We start from the raw sequence: 21,023 nt of genomic DNA on the forward strand, positions 1-21,023 counted from the left end.
GACTCCGAAGCAGGTTAAGGGCATGGAGTCTCCTTGTGTTATTGGTTATCAGTTGTTTGACCGGGCGTATTTTAAACAAGCGAATACCTTATTGGGGCAAGCATCTGAAAAAGTGAATGTGAATCGAGCGAAATCTGGTGAGGCCCGTCCTGCCTATGCACCAGACTTCAATGGCGTCTTAACTGCATTTACCCGGACGCAAAAAGCCTTGATTGTTGTGGAAGATAAAGTCAATGACTTGCCGCATCTTCTTGCTCCAATTAAAAAAATCATTGACCAGGCGAATCAAAAAACACCGCAAGCCACCAAAACAGTGCAGCAGTCGGTTAAAACCACAGTAGACGATTGGAAAAAGCAAGTGGATGGCCTCTTGGCTCAAGGCAAACATCAAATGGCAGAAGAGGTATTTAATCAACGATTAAAGGCAACTCTCCCATTAAGCTTTGCGGAGTATCAAGCAAGGTATCGTTCTTCTCAAGGCAAGATACTGAACCCAAGCGTAGATCTAGAGAGTCATCCCAATAAAGCCGAGCCTAACAAGTCCCAACCTGAAACCAAAATAACACTGCAGATATCTAATAAGGCTTGTGACAATAAGAATGAGAATAATAAAGGCGCGCAAAAATTGCCTTCTATTGCGAAAAAGAAGAAGAACAAGCAGTCAGCCCTGGCAGTAATAAAGGGCATTCCGCAGCCCATACCCTCACGAATATTATCGCTACCACTGCCAGCGTCACCACAACAGCCCCAGTTTTTATCGGCCACGCAAGTATTAAGTAAAAAAGAGGGATTGATCAACAAAGCAAGCGGTTTATTAAACCGGTTTACTGAGTCGTTTCTAGGGGTATTCTTTAAGTTTGAAGAGTTACTTCATTATCGCTGGCTCCCACTGCCTGAGTTTAATAACCTAACGCTTCTCGATGCAGTGTTCACGGATAAGAACAAAAGAGTTATATTTGAACATTTTCTCAGCAAAGAACCACGGCTTATCAGAAAATTCTTTACTAAATTCGAATTAGATACTATTGATTTTGTTGCATGCCAGCCCAGGAAAAGCAAATGCATTAAATATCTATTTAATGAACATACTGAGAATTTAAAGGATTTGTTATGTCAGTTTAACGATTCAGGCTTCTTGATTAACAATCTGGTTACAGGCTATGGGCATGGCCTGCTTGCCTCTGCTGTGCACAAGGAAAATGAAGAATACGTTGCTTTTCTTCTTAAAATCAAAGATCTTGACGTTAATAAGTCTGGCGCGGTTCATGCCTTTGCACCCTTGATGATTGCAATTGAAAATGGGAATATGAATATTGTCGATTTACTGCTTAATAGTCCGGGTATTGACGTTAACAAGGTGGATAAAGAGGGGTATTCCCCGCTTCTTATCGCTCACAACAATCGGCGTGTTGAAGCGGTTAGACGCTTATTAGATCACCCAGGCATCAACCTAAAAAACGGTAGCTTATTGCGTATTGCCTGCCAAAATGGGCATGTTCAGGCCGTCGAACGATTATTGATGGCTCCATCTGTCAATATTAATCAGACATCCCTTGATGGCAGCACATTGCTTCTGCTTGCATGTGAGCAAGGGCATGTTGGAGTGACTAAGCTCTTATTGGGCTATCCCGGTATTGACATAAATAAGGTAAATAAACACGGAGTCTCTCCACTTTATATCGCCTGCCAAAATGGGGTAGTTGAATTGGTGCAGTTATTATCAGCTTATCCTGAGCTCAAGGTTAATGATACCGCGTACTGTGGTGTTTCCCCATTTTATATCGCTTGCCAAAAAGAGCATATTGAGATCATTAAATTATTAGCAGCTCGTCCTGACATCGATCTAAATAAGGCCAATGAGCATGGGATCGCTCCGCTTAATGTTGCCTGTCAGAAAGGAGACATTGAGACGATGACGCTATTATTAGGGCGTTCTGCTATTCAAGTCAATAAAGCAGATACAGTATATGGAGATACCCCGCTTCATATCGCATGTAAAAAAGAAAATTTAAAGGCGATTCAATTATTAATAGCTCATCCCGACATTAAGGTAGATGAAGTTAATAAACATGGGAGTACTCCTCTTTATATCTCTTGCCAAAGAAGAGACAGTAAGGCTATTAAGTTATTATTAGAGCATTCTCCTGTTTGGATAACAGAAGGGCGAGATAACGACAAGTTGTTCCGTCTTGCATGTCAGGATGGTAATAGTGAGATGGTTAAACTCTTTTTGGAACATTCGAATATCGAGGTAAATAAAGCTGGGGAACATGGAGAGACATTACTTAGCACTGCATGTGCAAAAGGAGATGTCAGGTTGATTAGATTATTATTAACTCATCCCACTATTGATGTAAATAAAGCAAACAATAATAAGACCACTCCTCTTTTAGTTGCATGTGCAAATGGTCATGTTGCGGTGGTAAAACTCTTATTGGCTTATCCCGGCATTAAGGTAAATGAAGCAGATGAGGATGGAGAGACCCCACTGTTTATCGCATGCCACAATGGGTTTGTTGATGTGGTTAAGCTCTTATTAGCTTGTCCAGGTATTGAGGCAAACAAGGCAGAGAAAAAAAATGGAGATACACCGCTTTTTATTGCATGCCAACATGGAGTGATGGGAGCAGTTAAGCTATTAGTAGAGCATCCTGAGATTGAGATAAATAAAAAAAGTAAGGATGGAGTTACCCCATTTTATATGGCATGCCAAAGTAGCTTCCTGCCTGTTGTGAAGTTACTCTTGCACTCTAATCATCTCGATGTGAACCAGGTTGAGCCGGAGCAACAATACACCCCCTTACTTGTCTCATGTCTTTCTCCTGCAACTCGAAAAAACAGGGAGTTGTTTCGCTTGCTATTAGAGAACAAGGCTAATTTGTATCATAAAAACTCTAAGGGTGAGACTGCGCTTGATATCGCTTTTTCACAAAAAAATAACGCAGCGGTGGAAGAAATTCTTTCATATGCAAAAAAAGAAAATTTACCATTGGTCTCGCTGATGTCTTCTAAAACACAAGAGATGGCAAGAGATTGGGCATTTTCTTTGGATTTATTATTAGCTGATCACAATCGCTTTTTTGCTTCTCATCCTTTATTGGCTCTAAAGCAATTTGTGCAACAGCAGTTGCCTGATATGGAACACCTTTCTGTGGCACAGCAAAAGTCACAAATATACGCAAACAGTTGATTTAATTTCCTACTATTTTCCAAAATAGGGTCTATAATCATCTACGAGTTTAACTTTATAAGGAAATAAATCATGTATAAAAGATTTTTATGGATAGTTGCTTGTGCTTTTTCATTGGCGCTTAGCCAGTCTGCTTTTTCTGACTCTTGGGGTTGTGGGGAAGGATTAAACAAGATGTTGCAGGAATTAAAGCTTGATGATGCGCAACAAGCCAAGCTTAAACCGATTATGGAACAACAAAAAGCGACCATGAAAGATTTAGGTGACAAAATGAATGCTCTGGATACTAAAATTAATGAGCAAATGAATGCACCTACTGTGGATCAAGCGGCACTGGATGATTTAGTCAATCAGAAAGTAACATTAATTGGAGCTATGATTAAAGCAAAAGTGATGACTAAAGTTCAGATTTATGGTCTGCTGACTCCAGCACAAAAAACGACTCTTCAAGATATGATGACAAAGCTGGAAGAGAAAGTTGCCGCTAAATTTAAAGCCTGCCATCAAGATGATTAATCTCTGAGTTCTTTATACGGTACCTGTTTTTCAGGTACCGTACCCTGATATGTTCTCTTTAAACTATCATTTGATTATTCAACATATCTCCCAGATAATGGATTTTATTAGGGACTGTTAACATGTAATGTTGTAGATACTGCCTTTAATGAACGTTTATCTTGCAGTATCTACTCTTTTTTCAATAGTCAGTTAGAGATGTGGTTCATAGAACCTAAAACCTATTCATTTATTTTGGAGAGCTTATGGCTAAAAAATCCCATATTCTTTTAACATGGGTTCCTCATTTGTTTTTATTTTATAAAGAAAAAGTGTTTAAGAAATTAATGCCAATAATGTTGGTATTAACTCTATATGCCATCGTAATAGGTACCTTCTTTCAAAATGCATCAGGTTATAGTCTTGGTCAATTTCATCTTATTTTCAGTTTTATTTTAACTATTATTATCAGTTTCAGGGTAAACAGCAGTTATAATCGCTGGTGGGAAGGGCGTACGCTTTGGGGAGCAATCGTAAATAATTGCCGCAACCTGGGAATGAAATTTGATGCTTATTTCGGCCTGAGGCACCATCCGGATTTTTGTCAATTACTGGAAAAGTTACCCATTATCATTAAAGCGAATTTACGTAAAGATCAACGTTTGCTAAAAGAAGAATTAGATTCATTGGGTATTACTGATTATAAAGCGCAGCAACCAGTAGTGCTGGTGGCGCAACGCATGTATCAAATTATTAATTCATTTCGTGATGGAAGTCGGGATCGAGTACAACAATGCGCCTTGCTTGAGAATCATCTGGCGGTGTTGATTGATAGTTCTGGGGGCTGTGAGCGTATAGCAAATACTCGAATACCTCCTGCGTTTGCCTTTTTTGTGAAGCAGGCATTATTGTTTTATTCTTTAATGTTTCCTTTTGGCTGGGTCGAAAATTTTGGTTTTTTAATTATTCCGATGATGTTGATGATCGTCTATGTTTTGCTGGGTCTGGAAATTCTTTCTGAAGAGCTAGAGGAGCCATTCAAGATTTGTGATAATGGATTAAACCTTGATGTTATTTCCAGAAATATTGAACTTAATATTGCGCAAATTGCTGGCAATGATATAGAACAGGCTAATCAAACCCCATGACTATTCAAAAAACAAATTATTTCTTATTTACAGGTGGACCTGGAGCCGGAAAAACTACGGTATTGGATGAGCTTGAACGCCAAGGGCATCTGGTTGTTGCGGAGGTAGCACGAGCTATTATTCGCAGACAAAATGCCACCGGGGGTAATGCAACACATAACGGTGACAGGGTAACTTACACTGATTTAATGTTACATGACTCCATCAATGATTTTAATCGAATGCTGTCTGTTGAGGATACTGTATTTTTTGATCGAGGAATACCTGATTTATACAGTTACACCAATCGTTTTTGTGGTGGGGTTACTTCTGACGTGCTGAAACAAGCAAGCCAATATCGATATAATCCTGTCGCCTTCGTTTTTCCTCCCTGGCAAGAGATATATTGTCATGATACTGAACGAAAGCAGGATTTTCAGGAAGCGATAGAAACCTATCATGCTGTAAAAGAGGGTTATCAGGCTTGTGGCTATCAGGTTATTGATGTGCCTCAAGGAACGGTACAAGACAGAATTATTTTTATTTTAAATGTTACAAAGTCGGGTGATTTTACAATCATCTGATATTAATGATGCTGCCCGGTATGTCTAAAAAATTAGCTGCTTATGTTAGTTTATCGCCTGGTGTTACGAACTCAATAAACTCACCCTCAATGTCCAGAGAGGGCTTTATAATATCTAAAACTGAGCTGTTTATTTTGAGGAAGTTAAGAAATCTTGCCTACATCTCTGTATTGTTGTATGTAATGTGATCAATCAAGCCCATTTGAATGAGGGTGAGCAAGATTATGAACATTATGAAGAACCTGCTGAAGTATGGATTAAATTGACTTTTATCTATGTCATGATTCATCGACTTCATCCTGGCTAGATAGACAGAAATAAGGAAAGAATACTGGAGGCATTGAGTCTCCAGTAGATAGGGTTGTCTTGCAAGGCATATGGAATTCATTTTTTATGAATTGCTCTGATGTACCTAGTCTTAGAGCGTGTTCTGGTGACCTAAGTGGTCAAATATAATCCACACAATCCTGGTTCAATCTATGTTTCCGATTTTCGGATATGCTCTAAGGTCACCCATGTTTCGTAGCTTTAGTTACAAACTAACTCGAACGCCGACTATAGCATCATAAGCCTTCCCCCGACCATTCAAATAGGTTTCATGGGCTAAGGTACCGTACAGCGCGACTCGATCATTGACTTGTGCCGTAATACCTAAGTCCGCTTCGAACCAAGTGCCGGCCAATGTTGAAGTAAAAGGCACCAACCCGTCAGCCGAAGAAAAGGTTGTGGTAGATTTTCCTTTACCTTCGTGCCACACACTTGTGGTTAGCCAGGTACGTAATTTGGGAGATTGCATGTTTTCTGAATTATTAAATAACCAATCCCATGCGAAACGAGTCCCTAGACGGCCCACCAAGGAATTAGTACGATCCAAATGGATGTTCGCCGCGATATCATTTGCTTTCGTACCTGAAAGTTGTTGATAGATAATTTGAGCTTGAGGTTCAATATTTAAACGAGGGTTGATTTTAAAAGGATAGCCCCCCTCTAAGGAACCACCATAATTCTTGATACTGGAAGAATTTAATAAGGCCCTTCCTGAATTCGATTTAGGTTTATAGTGATTGGATTGGAAAACAGCATCAATATACCAATCATTTGGGCCTAAATGGGTCCAATAAGCTCCGATACCGTATGCATCAAAGGTAACCTGTCCGGCATAAAGTCCCGTGTAATGTTCTACATCCCCCTTATTTTTACCTGCGGTTCCCGATAAACCAGCAAAATCACGATGTCCCGCTCCGTTTTCTCGTTGAAGTAAATCTACACCCAGCTGCAAAGCTGTTAAATGGTTTTTAAAATTAGGCCCCTCATCAAAAATACCGTTATTTTTGATGGTATTATGATGATTAACTATTCGCAGCCAACTTCCATCTACAATCCTAGCCACATTATTGACCTTTCTATCCAGCTCTTCAGCTCCCACGCGTTGGTGGAACGTTCCTAATATTGCACGACTATAACTTAGGGCCATAGAATGAATTGCTGAATTTAGGGAGACTTCTCGGCGGTAATCAGGTTTAGGATTTGGGGGTGGAGTTGGAGTTGGAGTTGGAGGCTCAGGTTCCTGCATTGATACTAGATACCAATTTTCATCTGTGTCGCCACGATGCAGGGTGTATTCATACGGGCCGGCAATGACCTCATGTGATAAGAAAAACGCATCGTTAGCTGTTGTACCGTTATTAATTGCATCTACTAGTAAAATTCCCTTGCCTTGGGTCAATGCTCCTAAACCTCCATGATTGTTGATGGCAAGCCCAGTTGATCCAGTAGCACTGCCTCCGTCAATGACTAATTTATCCGTAGGAGAATCATCCGCTTGTAAGAATGTGTTAAGTTGGATAAAGCTATTTCCTCCTGCATAATTATTTACTGTTAAAGTCTTATAAAGATTATTAAGTGGCGCAGAGAAAATAATTGAACTTGCTGTGTTAACTAATCTTGTCAAATTCGAGGACGCGGTCATACTCCAGGTGGAACCATTACTTAGTTCTACATTTGATAGAGCGCCTTCGGAAGTAAATGCACCACCAATAAGTGTTGTGTTACTGGCAAAAATATTGGTTGTAATTGGTGTTGGAGCAACGAGTGGGTTATTGTCCTCTTTTTGCGGCGTTTCAGTTGCTAAAAAAAGAGAAGCTCCGACTCCTTCGTCGTCACCTGGCTGCTCTAAAATTAAGGAGGAAGGAACGGCAGTAATTCCAACATTCAACCAGTAAGAAGCGCCCTGAACGAAAGTGGAGTCTAAATTAATTTGGCTAATCCCACCTGTGATTCGAACTCCTGCATCATGTTTACTAATGATACTACTGTTAGTTGCAAAAACAATATTAGCAAAATCAGAATCGGAGCCTATAGCTAGTCCTGGAGAAAGAGATCCAGATGCCATCGCGCGAACATTATGAATGTTTAGCGTTCCTCCTTTAAATATAGTCAGCGCAGCAGATTCGGAGCCTAATGTTTCAATTACAGTGTTCACAGCCGTTGCTGTAGTTAAAATAGGATCTAGATTTAAACCTGCCACATAAAGGCCAGCAGAATTGGTGCCATTGGTTAGTATATTAGAGTCAGTGATGTTTATTGTTCCTCCTGAATTGGCGATCACACCATATGATCCTGTTCCTTGTGTTTCGATAGTCACTTGCGACGCATTAATAATTGAGTTCGATTGATAAGCATATAAACCTGAAGACGCGTTATTGAACGTTTTTATGGCAGCATTATTAATATCCGCTTGTGAATTATTAAAGGTAACAACTCCTGAGGCGGAATAGCCGTGGGTTTCTAATATGAGATCTTCCCCCGAAAATAAGGGTATTTCTGAGCTAGTACCGCTAAGGCGAATCGCGTGACCAACTTCACCGTAGGTTTGGATGGCGGAGTTATTAATAGTCGTGTTGCCAGTAGTTTGCGTATTCGAACCGAAAGCAGAATAACCACCCGTCTTGATATTAAGATGGTCAGCTATCAGTGTTCCTGTTGTAAAAATACCTGTCCCATAATCCCCGGTATTATCAATGCGAACATTGGATGCATAAAGAACAGAGTTCTCTTGAGGGTTCATTCCATAAGCCCCAATGATTGTTCCAGTAATACGACTGGCAGTTGTTTGAATAAAGGCGTCTTTAATCACACCGACGGCATTATTAAGCATGATTGCCGCAGAGCTCAGGCCATGAGTATAAAGATTAATGCCATCAAAATTAAAAGACTCTAATCCGTTAGCATTTCGGCCAGATGCTATTACAGCATATGATGTATTACCATATGTGGTAATGGTTGGAGAAACACCGCTGCTAGTTATAGAAACTGAAGCCCCGGAACTTGCTAACGCATAAATTCCGTAAGCCCAATTGTTCGTTGTATTCGAGGTAATAACATTGATATTAGTGCCTTCTAAACTAATACTGCCATTGGTCGCTAAAATTGCGTGACTATTAGTACCCGAGGTGTCGACTGTAACATTATCCAGAATGCGCGTGATGTCTCCTGATGATTGTACTATAGGTGTAGTACGAGTTTCATCGGGGCCAACAATTACCTCTGCCATTGCTGATAATGGAAAATAAAACGCAATACAATAAAATGTATTAGAAATAACGTTCATTACATATCCTTATGTTTATTAGTTCCGATTTAATTCAACACATCACTTAGAATGGTGAGAGTTCCAAGTTTTGATGCGGAAGTACGAACTTTAAATCAAAACAAAAAAAACTCTCATCTTGAATAGTAACGTTAAAATCATTCAACATAAAGTGATCTTCCGCGAAAAAAAGGACATCTTGCTAAGCAATCTTTTTGATCTCAAATAAGTCTGGAGATTTATACCTTATCATCGAATGAAATCGTTTCGATGATAACTCACCTTAAATGCGTAAGGTGAGTTAAGATGTATAGTGTTGGTTTATGTTTACGCCAGAGAATCCAGTTGTGTTGGTTTCAGCGTTGTCTTATTTTTTACTTTAAATTGGATAATAACTATAAGAAACATCCCAGCTAAAGCGCAAAGAGGTATTAGTGCTAATGCATGCTGAAAATGTTCGAGGCTGTATTGCCTGATGCCTTCCTGGTTTAATGTACCATTCCAGGATAAATCCATTATTTTTCCTATCAGAGTGTGGAAAAAAGAACCTCCCAGCATATTGATACAGTTTAAGAAGGCTACGGTAACCCCCAATTGTTGAGGAGAAACAAGAGCAGAACCTGCCGCAAAGACGATGACCTGATAGCAACACATGATGCCTATGGTAAAAAAGAGGATGCTCAATGACCAACTGCTGGTAAAGACATTAGAGAGAAGGAGTGCAAAGGCAATGGCCAGACCTGCTCCGCAAGCACCAATAACTCCGTAATTACCTGCTCTTTTACTCAGCAGGGCTAGTATTGGTCCACCAAAGAGCATGCCGATAAAGATACAGGAGACCAGTGATGCAGCTTCTGCTTTATCAAAACCATAAGCAGTTGTTAAATAGGGGACTCCCCATACATCGGCAAATCCTTCCAAAGCACCTACCATTAATAAGTTAGCGAAGGCCAGAGTCCAGATAATACCTGATGAAAATAGAGTGGACAGCTGAGAGAATGTGATTTTATTTTCTTGTTTTTGTCCAACTATTTTCGGTTGACGAATCACCAAATAACAACACAGGCCTATAGTCATGGCGATAAACGCCAGGGCAAATCCCACTTGCGCTCCATCATAACTCTGGATCCATCGAGTTAACGGTTTCCCGCCATATATCGCACCTAAGAGTCCGATACTAAAGGAAAAACCGATCATTCTGGCGTAATGCGCACTATGGAACCATTCTGAGACTACTTTTGAGACACCAAGAAATCCGACTGCTGAACCAGCCCCTATCATCAATCGGCTTAATAGGGCCAAATAGAAATTATTGGTGTAACTAAAGAGGAGAGCTCCGATGCCACACAGGAGAGCAAAGGCAAACAGTACACTTCTGGCGCCAAACTTATCAAGTAGTAAGGCCGTGGGAATTTGCATTCCCGCATACCCATAATAATAAAATGCAGCAAGAAGCCCAAAACTACCGGCATCAATGGCGAATTGGGTCATGATTTCCTGCATCATTAAGCCAGGCCACAAGCGCAGCATGAATTGAAAGGCAAAAAAAGATAATGGAAATAACCACATTAAAAAAGGGAAATAATTGTTCTTTGGGTAACGCATTTTGAACCTCATATTTAAGTTCTGTTGACATCTCAGTAATCCGTTTTACCTCCCTAGAGGGTACGGAATATGGCAACAGCTGACCGCTCTAGGGGAATGAGGGCAAAATAATAATCACTGTACGAGTTTTTATGGAGGAAAAATGACAGCATAGCAAAAGAGTTACATCAGTATCTGCAACGAGTTGATTGCTTTTTTTAGGGGGATTCTGCTTCATGCTGATAGTAAATTGATTAAATTATGTCTCGTGATTAATTAAAATAACAAACTGGCTTGATATTTGTCAATAGCTGGAATTAACGATTTTATATGAGGTCAATATTGGATGCAATATTATACAAGCGGTGCATAATACGGATTTAGGTTATTTATATGCTACAATGTGGTCATTTTGTGTTCCCAAGACATTCCTATGCCCTTACCTAAAGAATTTTATTATGAAGTAAAACAAAGCAGTGTCAGTTATTCACACAATTATACTGGCAATCTGGATATCGCAAGAATGATTAATGGTGAGGCATGCTGGATTGAATCCTCCTCTCCTACAGTGAAACACCCTAAGAAACTGATCCTTACAGATTGGCGAAAATGGGATGTCCGTCAGAGAATAGAAGTAGTCGCATTACTTAAGTCGTTAAGGGTACAAGGTTTTGCTCTTTATGTTTGGTGTTCTGGCTCTATAAAACCATTGGAAAAAACATGGGATATTTTAGATATGGGGCAACTCCAAATAAGACCTGTTCCTCAAGAACAAATTTTGATTAAGGCGCAAAATAAATTAAAAATTGGTTCTGACAAAATACTGCTTTTAGATTATCATCGAATAGATTGCTTGCTCGCAAACAATTTTAATCTACCTCGCCAGCTGGATTTTAAATATATCTATCGGCAAGCAGCTGTAAATGAGTTGCATTGGTTGGCAGACATCATTAGTAAAGATGAGCCAAGGCTAAGTTGCATTGTTGATACCGCTTATAATGTTAAGCAGATGAAGGCGCTTGAACTTTTGCGAAAGGCCTTGCCTGACGTAAAATACACCACTCAATTTCATGCACTGGAATTACCTGGAGAACAGACTAATAACATACTGGATAATCCTCCAGAAGGGCTTTTACTTTCTAACATTAAATTTCTAACTACCAATGCTCAATTTGACGAAGCCAGGTTAAAAAAACTGCCTCTTCTTCGCGAATTTATATCAATCTCCCGTATAAATTTATTTGCAGAATGTTTTTTCGAGCAAGGTGAATTATCTCAATTAGAGGTTGCTACGTTTAAAAATAGCCAATCAGGCACAGTCTATGGTCCTGGTTTAGTGAATTTTCTTCGCGCAGCTCCTAATATGCAGCATTTCGCACTTCATTCCTCGATAATTAAAGACGAACTGCTTTTGAAGCCAGGTGAATTGAACGTATTACAAAAGCTTTTTTTGCTTAATAGTGTCATCTCTCCTCATAACTTGCAAAGACTGCTTTCTGCAGTCCCTAAACTTAAAGTTTTACGTTTACCGCGATTAGAAGGCAGTGCTTTGGTTTTAAAAAAGGGATGTCTTTCTGAACTTAGCAATGTTTCATTTGATGCAAATAGCACAAATAGTGAGTTGCAAATTATTTTAGAAGCAGCACCTAATATTAAAATTCTTCATCTCACTGAATGCAAGTACATTACTTTGGATTTTGATTGTATCCATTCTAATGTGTCAAAAATTGAAGATTTAGACTTAAGTTCAAGTGCGGTTACCTGGAGCTCTTTAACACGATTTCTTAAGCTGATGCCTCAAATCAACAGACTCTCTTTGAAAGGGTGTACTCAGCTCAATGAAGAATCCATACTGCCTGAATTATCGAATCTTTTGGCTCTTAATTTATCCTACGAGAATCTTAGTAATATACAATTAAATCATTTTTTAAAGGCTGCTCCGCAGCTTAAAGAGCTTCATTTAAGTAAAGAGTTTCTTTGTAATGGTTCTGCTACAGATACTGGTATTTATCCTAATGTGCAAAAAATTATATTTTTTTCTGCATCAATAATTGATAGTAGAAATTTGATCGACGGGGAGTTTTTTAACAAATTTCTTCATCAATTCCCCAATCTTCATTGTCTGCAGGTTGAGCAAATCACCTTAAATTCTCCTCTTTATTTAGCCCCGTCGCTTCAATCATTAGTTATGAGATACGGTCATATAAGAGAAGATGAGTTTGCACGAACCCTTAAATCGGCACCACTTAAAAAGCTGAGCATAAGTAATTTAAAGATAGATAAACTGTTTCTTGAGCAGGGCTGTTTACCCTCACTAAAACATTTGACCTTACTGTCTTGTATTTCTTATCCAAAACATATGGTGCAAACGTTAATAAAAGCCGCTCCTAATCTTAAAGTACTTATTTTAGGCGAGTGGAATTTAAAGCAGAGTCTTGAACTTAAACCAAATCAGTTACCCTTACTTCGCGTTCTTAATTTGAATATGTCTCAAATTGGTATTGAGTTCTTAAAGAATCTTCTTAAAGCAGCACCTAACATACAAAACATTGTGGTAACGAAGACGGAGTATCAAAATCTGATTTTGGATAATGAGTTAAGGAAATTTTTCGCAAAAACTCCTATTACATTTATGAATACTGGTTCTGATTCTGACATAGTATCAACACCCCTCTCATCGAATATCCGGGTACCTAATGATCCTGCACATAATCCTCTGCAACATCGGGAATATATACCTAAGCCTAAAGAGTTAGTTTTTAAATTTCAGGGAACGAATAAAACAAAAAATCAAAGCATGATTAAAGAAAAACTGCTGCAGTATCTTACCCTGATAAAAGAAAATCCTGCTCTTATTTCTTTGATCCCTGAGGGGATTTGTTTTGCTTTATCGCATTATTTTATTTCTAAGTCATCGGCTGATTGGACGCGCTTTATTGATAGTGTGGGTAATTGGAATGGCGATGAGTCGACCCTGTCCGCCGAATTAAAGCGCTTATTTGGTGAATTATATAGTGCTGTAAAATATTTTTATTTCACCTCTAATCTTAACCAGTATTATCTGGGGACTAATTACCAGTCTCTCTTAAATATTTTGGAGGAGGGGCAAAATTGTATTTTATATAACCCCTGGCATGCTATAGCGGTTCGCCGTGATACGCTCGGTGATTGGGCTGTCTATGACCCCAATTATGTTGATGGAGTCAAGTCAGTTAAAAGCGAACATTTGTTTCATACTATAGAGGCATCTATTGGCCATTTAATTGCTATAGAGTTCTGTTTTCTGGGCGCGTTGATTCACGATCCTAATGCTTTTCTTCGGGACGGTGGGCTGTTATTCCTTTGTCGAGCTAACAATAATCGAGAGATAGTGGATCAGCTCCCTATGCCCCATGGTTTCACGAAAGAAGCTCTGTCCGGTATATTATCCAGAGATGTATTCGGTGTTCCTTCCTGGGCTTGTGGACTAATAAACCACGATCCAATGGTGCAAGAATATACGAAATATTTAGTCATCGCATTTATCAGAGCACATCCTTTTGATTTTTTTAAAATGCTGCAGCATAGCCTGGAAGTGTACACTCCTTTCCAAAGACATAAACTAATGCCCCATGTCCTTGGGCTCTTTTCAAAAACAGAGGATGAATATTTTAAAACTGCTCTGGTTGATCTCATGCGTGCTCCCTCCATGGAGGCGCTTTATTATGAACAACAGCTTAGAACCTGGGAGGCTAAAAAAACACTTATCAATACAGTGAATGAATATTGTCAGCAGTGCTTTAGGATTGATGGTCCCAAAAAGCGACTCATTACCCTGCAATCTCCTGCTGCTGTGGATCATTTAAGTTATGCTTTACAAACTTATGGTGCGCATACTTCTGTTGCGGTGTTTTATGTCGATAACCCAGAGGAGCTCATTTGCTCTGCCTCTTATATTGCCCGTACTGGTGATAAAGGAGAGATGAGAAAAGGACCAGGAGGGCCTCTCTATGATTTTTTACGCTCCCATCAGCAGCATAGGGCGGTACTCATCATTAACTACGAGCGCTTCACTAGTGATGATCTGTTGCGTTTTGATAGTTTATTGAATGCGCATAGCCCCCAAGTAGATGGTATTCTCCTTCCAGAACATCTCTTTCTTATTGGTCTTACCCATTCTCATATACCTCAAGGTTTTGATGTGGTTGAAGAAAGTCCATTATCTTGCGAGAGGCTAAAGGAGCAAGTGCCGCAATTACCACCTATTTCAGCTGCAACTAATATGCCTACGCTTAAAACGATTATCAATCTGTATCATAGTGCTGATTGGGAACGTCGTTTATTAGGGCACTGGCAGCTCAATCGCACCGGATTAACCTATATCGAAGGTGAATTGACTCAAGCATTAAGGACGCATCTGCCGATTGAAATTCACAATGGTTTATGGAGTGACGAACGTTTTGTACGATTTTGGCAACAATTAAGAACAAGAGGCATTTGGCGTAGTGGGCAATTAATAGGTATACCTGCCAATACTCCTTTGAGTTATAGAGAGGGGTATGATTGGTCCTTGTTAGTCCGGGCTGTTTCAGTGCATTCAGGTTTATCATCGGAAGTACCTCTGGTTCTTAATCCCGCTACCCTCTCTGATTTTTTTAATCGTTCTCTTTATAATGATACTCAGAGCCTTGAACCCTGCCCAGGTTTGATAGAAGAAGCAAGAGGAGGAATTCTTGATGTCAATGTGCCACAGGAATTAAGTGATGATGTTTTTGCGATGGTTCTTGCTAAATGCCTAGAGCAGAATGTTACCTTAAACGCTTATTGTGCCTTCGGAATTGTTTTGCCAGAGCCGTTAAATAAGGAAAATAGAAGAGTACATGAAGTAATTGATCTGGCTCCTTGGAAAGGGGATTCTAAACATCTTACCCAAATTATCATCAGTACCGATGTAGATACTACCGTGGCTCAGTTAAGTGTCGCCTCTACCTGGCAACTGATTGATATTTCTGAATGCAAACCCCATGATTTACTGACACGTATGGATGCTCGTTTTAATAGTGGCGAGTTGACGTTTGAATTAAAACAATTCGATGGGGCATTATTGACTGCTCTTAAGATGCAGCAAAATATTATTCTTAAAGGTACTTTTTCTGCGGAGTTAGGCGCAGCACTTGCACCATTGATTCTTAAACGGCAGCAGGATGCTACTGTAACGAGTCGCTTGATTTTAGTGACGCCAAGCGTTGAACCCTTTGCTTATGCTTCTTGTCTTTACGCACATAATGTCAGCCGTGAAGAAAAATTACACTGTCTTGACCAAGGCTCTGAAGAACTGGAGGCATTTTTGCATGAGCCTTTAGCAAGGCTTCGTGCCCGGCAAGCATTTATTGCCCATCATCCGAATATATCCAGTAATGAGAGTTGGCAAGGGCTGCAAAAATTGCCACATGATTCATTGCTAAACGCGCTGGATGAATCCGTTTCAGCGCAAGAATTTACACAACGTCGCCTACAAATAGTGAATGGTGTATTGGCCCACCAGCCCTATGTTTTCATTACCGGACTTTCGGGGGTTGGTAAATCAACTTTTGTGGAAAGGGAGCTGTGTCAAGAAGGCGATGCATTGTTTTCAGGAGTCGAGCAAATGGAAGCCTGGGCGCTGTTGAGCGGACCCGGGAGGAAGATTCTCTTTTTGGATGAGGCCAATTTAAGTCCTCGCGAATGGAGTGAATTCGAAACTTTATTTCATAATCCTCCCAGCATCTTGGTTAATGGTGTTGTAAGAATGCTTAGTGCCGAACATCGAGTTGTTTTTGCTGGTAATCCGTTGAGCTATAGTGACGAGCGTAAAATCCCGTCATTTATTCATCGCCACGGAAATGCCCGTATTTTTAATCCTCTTCCTTTAACGGTAATTAAAGAAAAAATTATTACCCCGATTTTTAGCAAGCAAACTCAGATTGCTGGTGAAGACATTGAATTCATTTGTACTTATCTGTTAAAACTGTACCGTTTTATTTGCCATTGTTCGACCACGGAGATTCTTATTTCCCCGCGTGAATTGGAGGCTATGGCTTTATTGGCTCTGGTTCAGCTAAAAGAAGGGAGCGAGCAGTCGATAGCTGATTTGATTGGCCCTATAGCTTACCAAATCGCCTTTCCTCTGGTACCCAAAGAGCGGCGAGATGCTTTTGATGATTTATTCAAAAAAGAGAGTCAACCTTTATATTCAGTCCATCCTATGGTCACTGCTTCTCGGCAGCCAGTGTATCAGCATTTGCTTCATCTGCTTGCTCTTCGTGAGTGGCGTACCGAACAGGAAGGAGGCCTCAATGAGGTGCAAAAATATGGCGGTTTGGGTGGTTTACTCATTGAAGGTAAATCCGACATGGATGGGGAGTGGATGATTCATTCTCTAGTGACACGAGGCTATAAACAAGAGTATCAGTTGGATGAGCCTTCTTTAAAAAGGAAATTATTTTATATTGTACCGGTGAGCATGGGATTAATCGAAAAGCAAAATCTGCTGCTGAAAGCCTTTCATGAAGGTGCGGTGGTGTTTTTTAAGAACATGAACAGTTCCCCAGTGATGGAACAATGGCTTAATGATCTGTTAATGGGGAAAACTCCAGACAAAAAACGCCCTCTCAAGCCCGGATTTATGTTGATTGCCACGACTGCTGAAAAGGTAGGGGCTCCTGCTGTCAGCGTTGCTTTAAAACGACGTGTGGTGACTGACATTCTTCCTGAACATAATGAACAGGAATTAAAGGAGATGCTTGAGGCCAAAGGTTTATCACCTTTTAAAGCGAGCGAGCTTGTGGATGTTTTTCAAAACCAAGTGAACTACGCACGAGAGCATCAATTGCAACCAGTTCCGTCGTTGTCTAATCTTTTGGTTTTGGTGGAACAGGAACTGCTAAAAATCCAGCAGGAGCTTTTGGCTGACAGAAGGATAACAAGGAGCACTACATCATCGAAGAGAGATACCGCTTCAGTAAATGATAGTTTAAAACAAAATATTAATTCAGTGCCGCCATCGCCTTTTGCTAATAGCTTGACGTCAACAGTAAATACGATCACTGCACTGAATATGAAGCGTAAACGAACCCCTGAAAATCGTGATAAGCCTTCAAAGAAGACAAGATATACACCACAATCTTTAGGGAAATTGCGTGCTCTTATTCCCATCGAACGCCTGCCTGAATCAGGGGAAGCTGATGTGTCTTTGTCGTTAGAACAAGGCGAACAATTGAAAAAAATTATTAATCCATTACGCCAACACGTCAGTAAAGTAAGCCTACGTAAAAAAAATCAATGTTTTATATTGAAATTGGATGCGGGTTCTTACCGACAGTGGTTAGCTAGCACCCTGGCGACGCCTGAGCCCGATGTGTTGAAAACAGAAAAAGAAAATAATGCGATTTTTTCTTCAGATATCGGCAATGAAATACTTATAGAAGAGCACGATACTTTAGTTAGGAAATGTGATTCAGTGCCCGTTAATGATGAGGCATCAAAAATGGTATTCACATTTCAAGAGGGGGAACGTAGACTTCCCACTTCCATATCGATTGGGCGAAATCCCACTGCCTTTTTTTCGTCTCAGCCTGTTCTTCCCATTAGCAAGGGGGCATCGAGCGAATGCCTTAATGTTTCAACATTCGATCCTAAATAATCCAAGGTGTGGCTATTGCCACACCTTGGAGCAATAAACCCTATTTCTTTTTTTATCCGCTCAGTGGCAGCCATCAAGGTGCTGAACAATTTGCCTATATCCGAGGGATTCATCAATATGTAAGCAAGGATTGTTCTGATTAATGAGTTTATCAAGCCAGTTGTTCTCCTAATCTATTGATAGAGCACTTGTGTCCTCCTTTAGGTTTAAAATAGGTTTAGAATTAGCTGCGTGCTTTCATACTTAAATTTACTATTTTACTTCCTTGGGGTTCTATGCTAGAAATTAATAATACCCCGGACGAGATGCGCCGTACCCGGTTAAGACAAGACGACGCCTTTTTATTAATCTTAAAGGGGATATATCATGTTATTAGCCTGGGTTTATTTAATTATTGCAGGAGCCTTAGAGGTTTGCTGGGCGATTGGATTGAAATACAGCGAGGGATTTACAAAACTAAATCCGACTGTATTTACTCTCATTACTCTCGCTGGAAGTATGTTTTTGTTAGCTAAGGCCGTTCAGATTCTTCCAATTGGTTCGGCGTATGCCATCTGGGTCGGAATCGGTGCATTGGGTACCGCGCTTTTGGGAATCGTGTTATTACACGAACCCGTGACCTTCATTCGAATATTCTTCCTCATCTTGTTGCTTGTCTCAATTATTGGCTTAAAATACACCTCTTGATTGATGATAGAGCATGGGGTTCAATAAATGAAAGTTGTTATTAAAGTTGGAACACAAAGCATACTAACAGCGGAAGGAACCCCCAATGAACCCATTATGCTGCATTTGGTGGAGCAAATAGTTAGCTTGCAGAAAGCCGGACATCATGTGGTTTTAGTCAGCTCCGGCGCGGTAGGTTTTGGGCGAAAAACTGCTCAGCAGCTGCTAGGGCGTGAGTTTGGCAGCTCTTTGGGAGAAAAGCAGGTTTTGGCCTCCTTAGGGCAGCATGAATTAATTCATGTGTATTCCGCTATGTTCAAAGCTCATAATATTCTTGCTTCACAGTTATTGCTGACCAAGCAGGATTTTCACACCAGACATCATTATTTAAACATAGCCAGATTGTTGCGGGTTATTTTGGAGCATAAAAACATTGTTCCTATTATTAATGAAAATGACAGTGTGGCTATTGAAGAGCTGATGTTTACTGATAATGATGAATTGGCTGGGCTGATTGCGGCTCAGATGAATGCCGATAAATTAATTATTTTGAGTAATGTTGATGGTGTTTATACCGGACATCCGGAGGAGCCTGGGACTCAGTTAATACCGTTGATTAATCCTGTGGAGGGTTGGCCAGAGGTATCTGCTGTCAAAAGCATGCATGGGCGGGGAGGGATGCTGAGTAAATTAGGAACCGCTCGCAAGATGTCCGCTTTAGGCATTACAACCCATATAGCAAGCATTGAAAAGCCATCTGTAATCAAGCGTATTTTAGATCAGGAATCAGTTGGTACCTGTATTTTGCCCAGTAAAAAGAAGTCAAATATCAAGAAATGGATGGCCTATAATAGTGATAAAAAAATGGGTTCTATCTCGATTAACCCCTGTCTGCATGAGCTTTTAAAAGAAGGGAAACGCGCGATCAGTATATTGCCAGTAGGTATTGTCACATGCTGTGGAGAATTTAAAAAGAGTGACCTGGTCGAGATTATTTCACCTGATGGCCATGTTATTGGCGTGGGACTTGCCAAATACGATACGCAAAAGTTAATGGCCTTTCTTGGGCAGAAAGAGCAGCCAGAGTTTATTCATTACGATCATTTGCATCTTTTTTAGGAGTCGTACGAAATGGAACAGGTTATGAATCAGATCAAAGCGGTTAAAAAGGCGAGTGCCAGTTTAACGCTTTTAGATGATAGTCTTCGTAAACAAGTGCTTAATAGTCTGGCTGATTTGTTACGGCAGTCAATTCCTCAAATTCTGCAGGAAAATGCCAAAGATTTAAGTTTGATGGCAAAGGATGACCCCAAATACGACCGATTACTGCTTACTGAAAAGCAAATTAATGGCATAGCCGATGACGTAGCGTTGGTTGCCTCACTTCCAACGCCGGTGGGAACTGTTTTAGAACAACGAGTGCTGCTTAATGGCCTTGAACTGCAAAAAATTACAGTACCTCTGGGGGTTGTCGCGGTGATTTATGAATCACGACCTAATGTGACCATCGATGTATTTGCTTTATGTTTTAAAGCCGGTAATTCATGTATTTTAAAAGGGGGCAAAGAAGCTGAGTACAGCAATGCTTTTTTTGTTTCTTTAATTCATCAAGCCCTGCAGCTTCATGGCATTGATATCAATGCAGTCTATTTGTTACCTGCTGAGCGAGAAGCGACTCATGTGCTTTTAGGGGCAGTTTCTTTGGTCGATGTATGCATTCCCAGAGGCAGCCAGGCTTTAATCAATTTCGTGCGGGAACACGCCAAAATCCCGGTGATTGAAACCGGAGCCGGCATCGTCCATACCTATTTTGATTTAACTGGTTCAGTGGAGAAGGGGCGATTAATCATAGAAAATGCCAAAACAAGGCGAGTCAGTGTCTGTAATGCTTTAGATACTTTGGTTATTCATGAGCACTGTCTGGATAAGCTACCTGAACTGGTTGCATTGCTTGCTGATAAAAAAGTAGAACTTTTTGCCGATGCAGCAAGTTTCCAAGCACTTAAAGCATCTTATCCCTCCGATTTCTTGCATCAGGCAAAAACTGAGGATTTTGGCATCGAGTATTTATCCTACAAGATGTCAATTAAAACAGTGGCATCACTTGAGGAAGCTGTAGAACATATCA

The 21,023-nt window shown here is 40.2% G+C and carries 10 protein-coding genes and 1 riboswitch; of the genes, 8 read left to right on the plus strand and 2 right to left on the minus strand.

Annotated elements, in window-relative coordinates:
- From Q0495_RS16090 to Q0495_RS16105, 4 genes are all read left to right on the plus strand, one after another.
- On the plus strand, positions 1-3,190 hold a 3,190-nt coding region (locus tag Q0495_RS16090; RefSeq protein WP_298628161.1), incomplete at its 5' end, for an ankyrin repeat domain-containing protein.
- Positions 3,191-3,262: 72 nt separating this feature from the next.
- Entirely contained in the window at positions 3,263-3,706 is a 444-nt protein-coding gene (locus tag Q0495_RS16095) for a Spy/CpxP family protein refolding chaperone (RefSeq protein ID WP_298628164.1), read from the plus strand.
- Between the two features lie 245 nt (positions 3,707-3,951).
- Positions 3,952-4,833: a bestrophin family ion channel gene (locus tag Q0495_RS16100; protein ID WP_298628165.1), complete on the plus strand. Its 882-nt coding sequence runs from the start codon at positions 3,952-3,954 to the stop codon at positions 4,831-4,833.
- Positions 4,830-5,396 carry an AAA family ATPase gene (locus Q0495_RS16105; protein ID WP_298628167.1) on the plus strand — a complete coding sequence of 189 codons (567 nt, stop codon included), beginning with the start codon at positions 4,830-4,832 and terminating at the stop codon, positions 5,394-5,396. Before Q0495_RS16100 ends, Q0495_RS16105 begins: the two co-directional genes overlap by 4 nt.
- Positions 5,397-5,928: 532 nt before the next feature.
- On the opposite strand, the gene Q0495_RS16110 is transcribed toward Q0495_RS16105, so the two are convergent.
- The gene (locus Q0495_RS16110; RefSeq protein WP_298628169.1) at positions 5,929-9,006 is read right to left on the minus strand and encodes an autotransporter outer membrane beta-barrel domain-containing protein; all 3,078 of its coding nucleotides are present in this window, start codon (positions 9,004-9,006) and stop codon (positions 5,929-5,931) included.
- A gap of 306 nt (positions 9,007-9,312) precedes the next feature.
- Positions 9,313-10,590, minus strand: coding sequence for an MFS transporter (locus tag Q0495_RS16115; RefSeq protein ID WP_298628171.1), 1,278 nt, complete (start codon positions 10,588-10,590; stop codon positions 9,313-9,315).
- 412 nt (positions 10,591-11,002) lie between these two features.
- On the opposite strand from Q0495_RS16115, the gene Q0495_RS16120 reads away from it, so the two are divergent.
- From Q0495_RS16120 to Q0495_RS16135, 4 genes are all read left to right on the plus strand, one after another.
- Entirely contained in the window at positions 11,003-18,229 is a 7,227-nt protein-coding gene (locus Q0495_RS16120; protein ID WP_298628173.1) for a hypothetical protein, read from the plus strand.
- A 279-nt stretch (positions 18,230-18,508) separates the two neighbouring features.
- Positions 18,509-18,569: riboswitch (guanidine-III (ykkC-III) riboswitch) on the plus strand.
- 26 nt (positions 18,570-18,595) lie between these two features.
- Positions 18,596-18,916, plus strand: coding sequence for a multidrug efflux SMR transporter (locus Q0495_RS16125; protein ID WP_298628175.1), 321 nt, complete (start codon positions 18,596-18,598; stop codon positions 18,914-18,916).
- A gap of 27 nt (positions 18,917-18,943) precedes the next feature.
- On the plus strand, positions 18,944-20,014 hold the full coding sequence (gene proB / locus Q0495_RS16130) for a glutamate 5-kinase (protein ID WP_298628178.1): 1,071 nt from the start codon (positions 18,944-18,946) through the stop codon (positions 20,012-20,014).
- A 24-nt stretch (positions 20,015-20,038) separates the two neighbouring features.
- Positions 20,039-21,023 (plus strand): glutamate-5-semialdehyde dehydrogenase (locus Q0495_RS16135; protein WP_298628181.1); only part of this gene is annotated, 985 nt, incomplete at its 3' end.

The sequence above is a fragment of the uncultured Legionella sp. genome, assembly GCF_937871865.1.
In the GTDB taxonomy this organism is placed as follows: Bacteria; Pseudomonadota; Gammaproteobacteria; order Legionellales; family Legionellaceae; genus Legionella.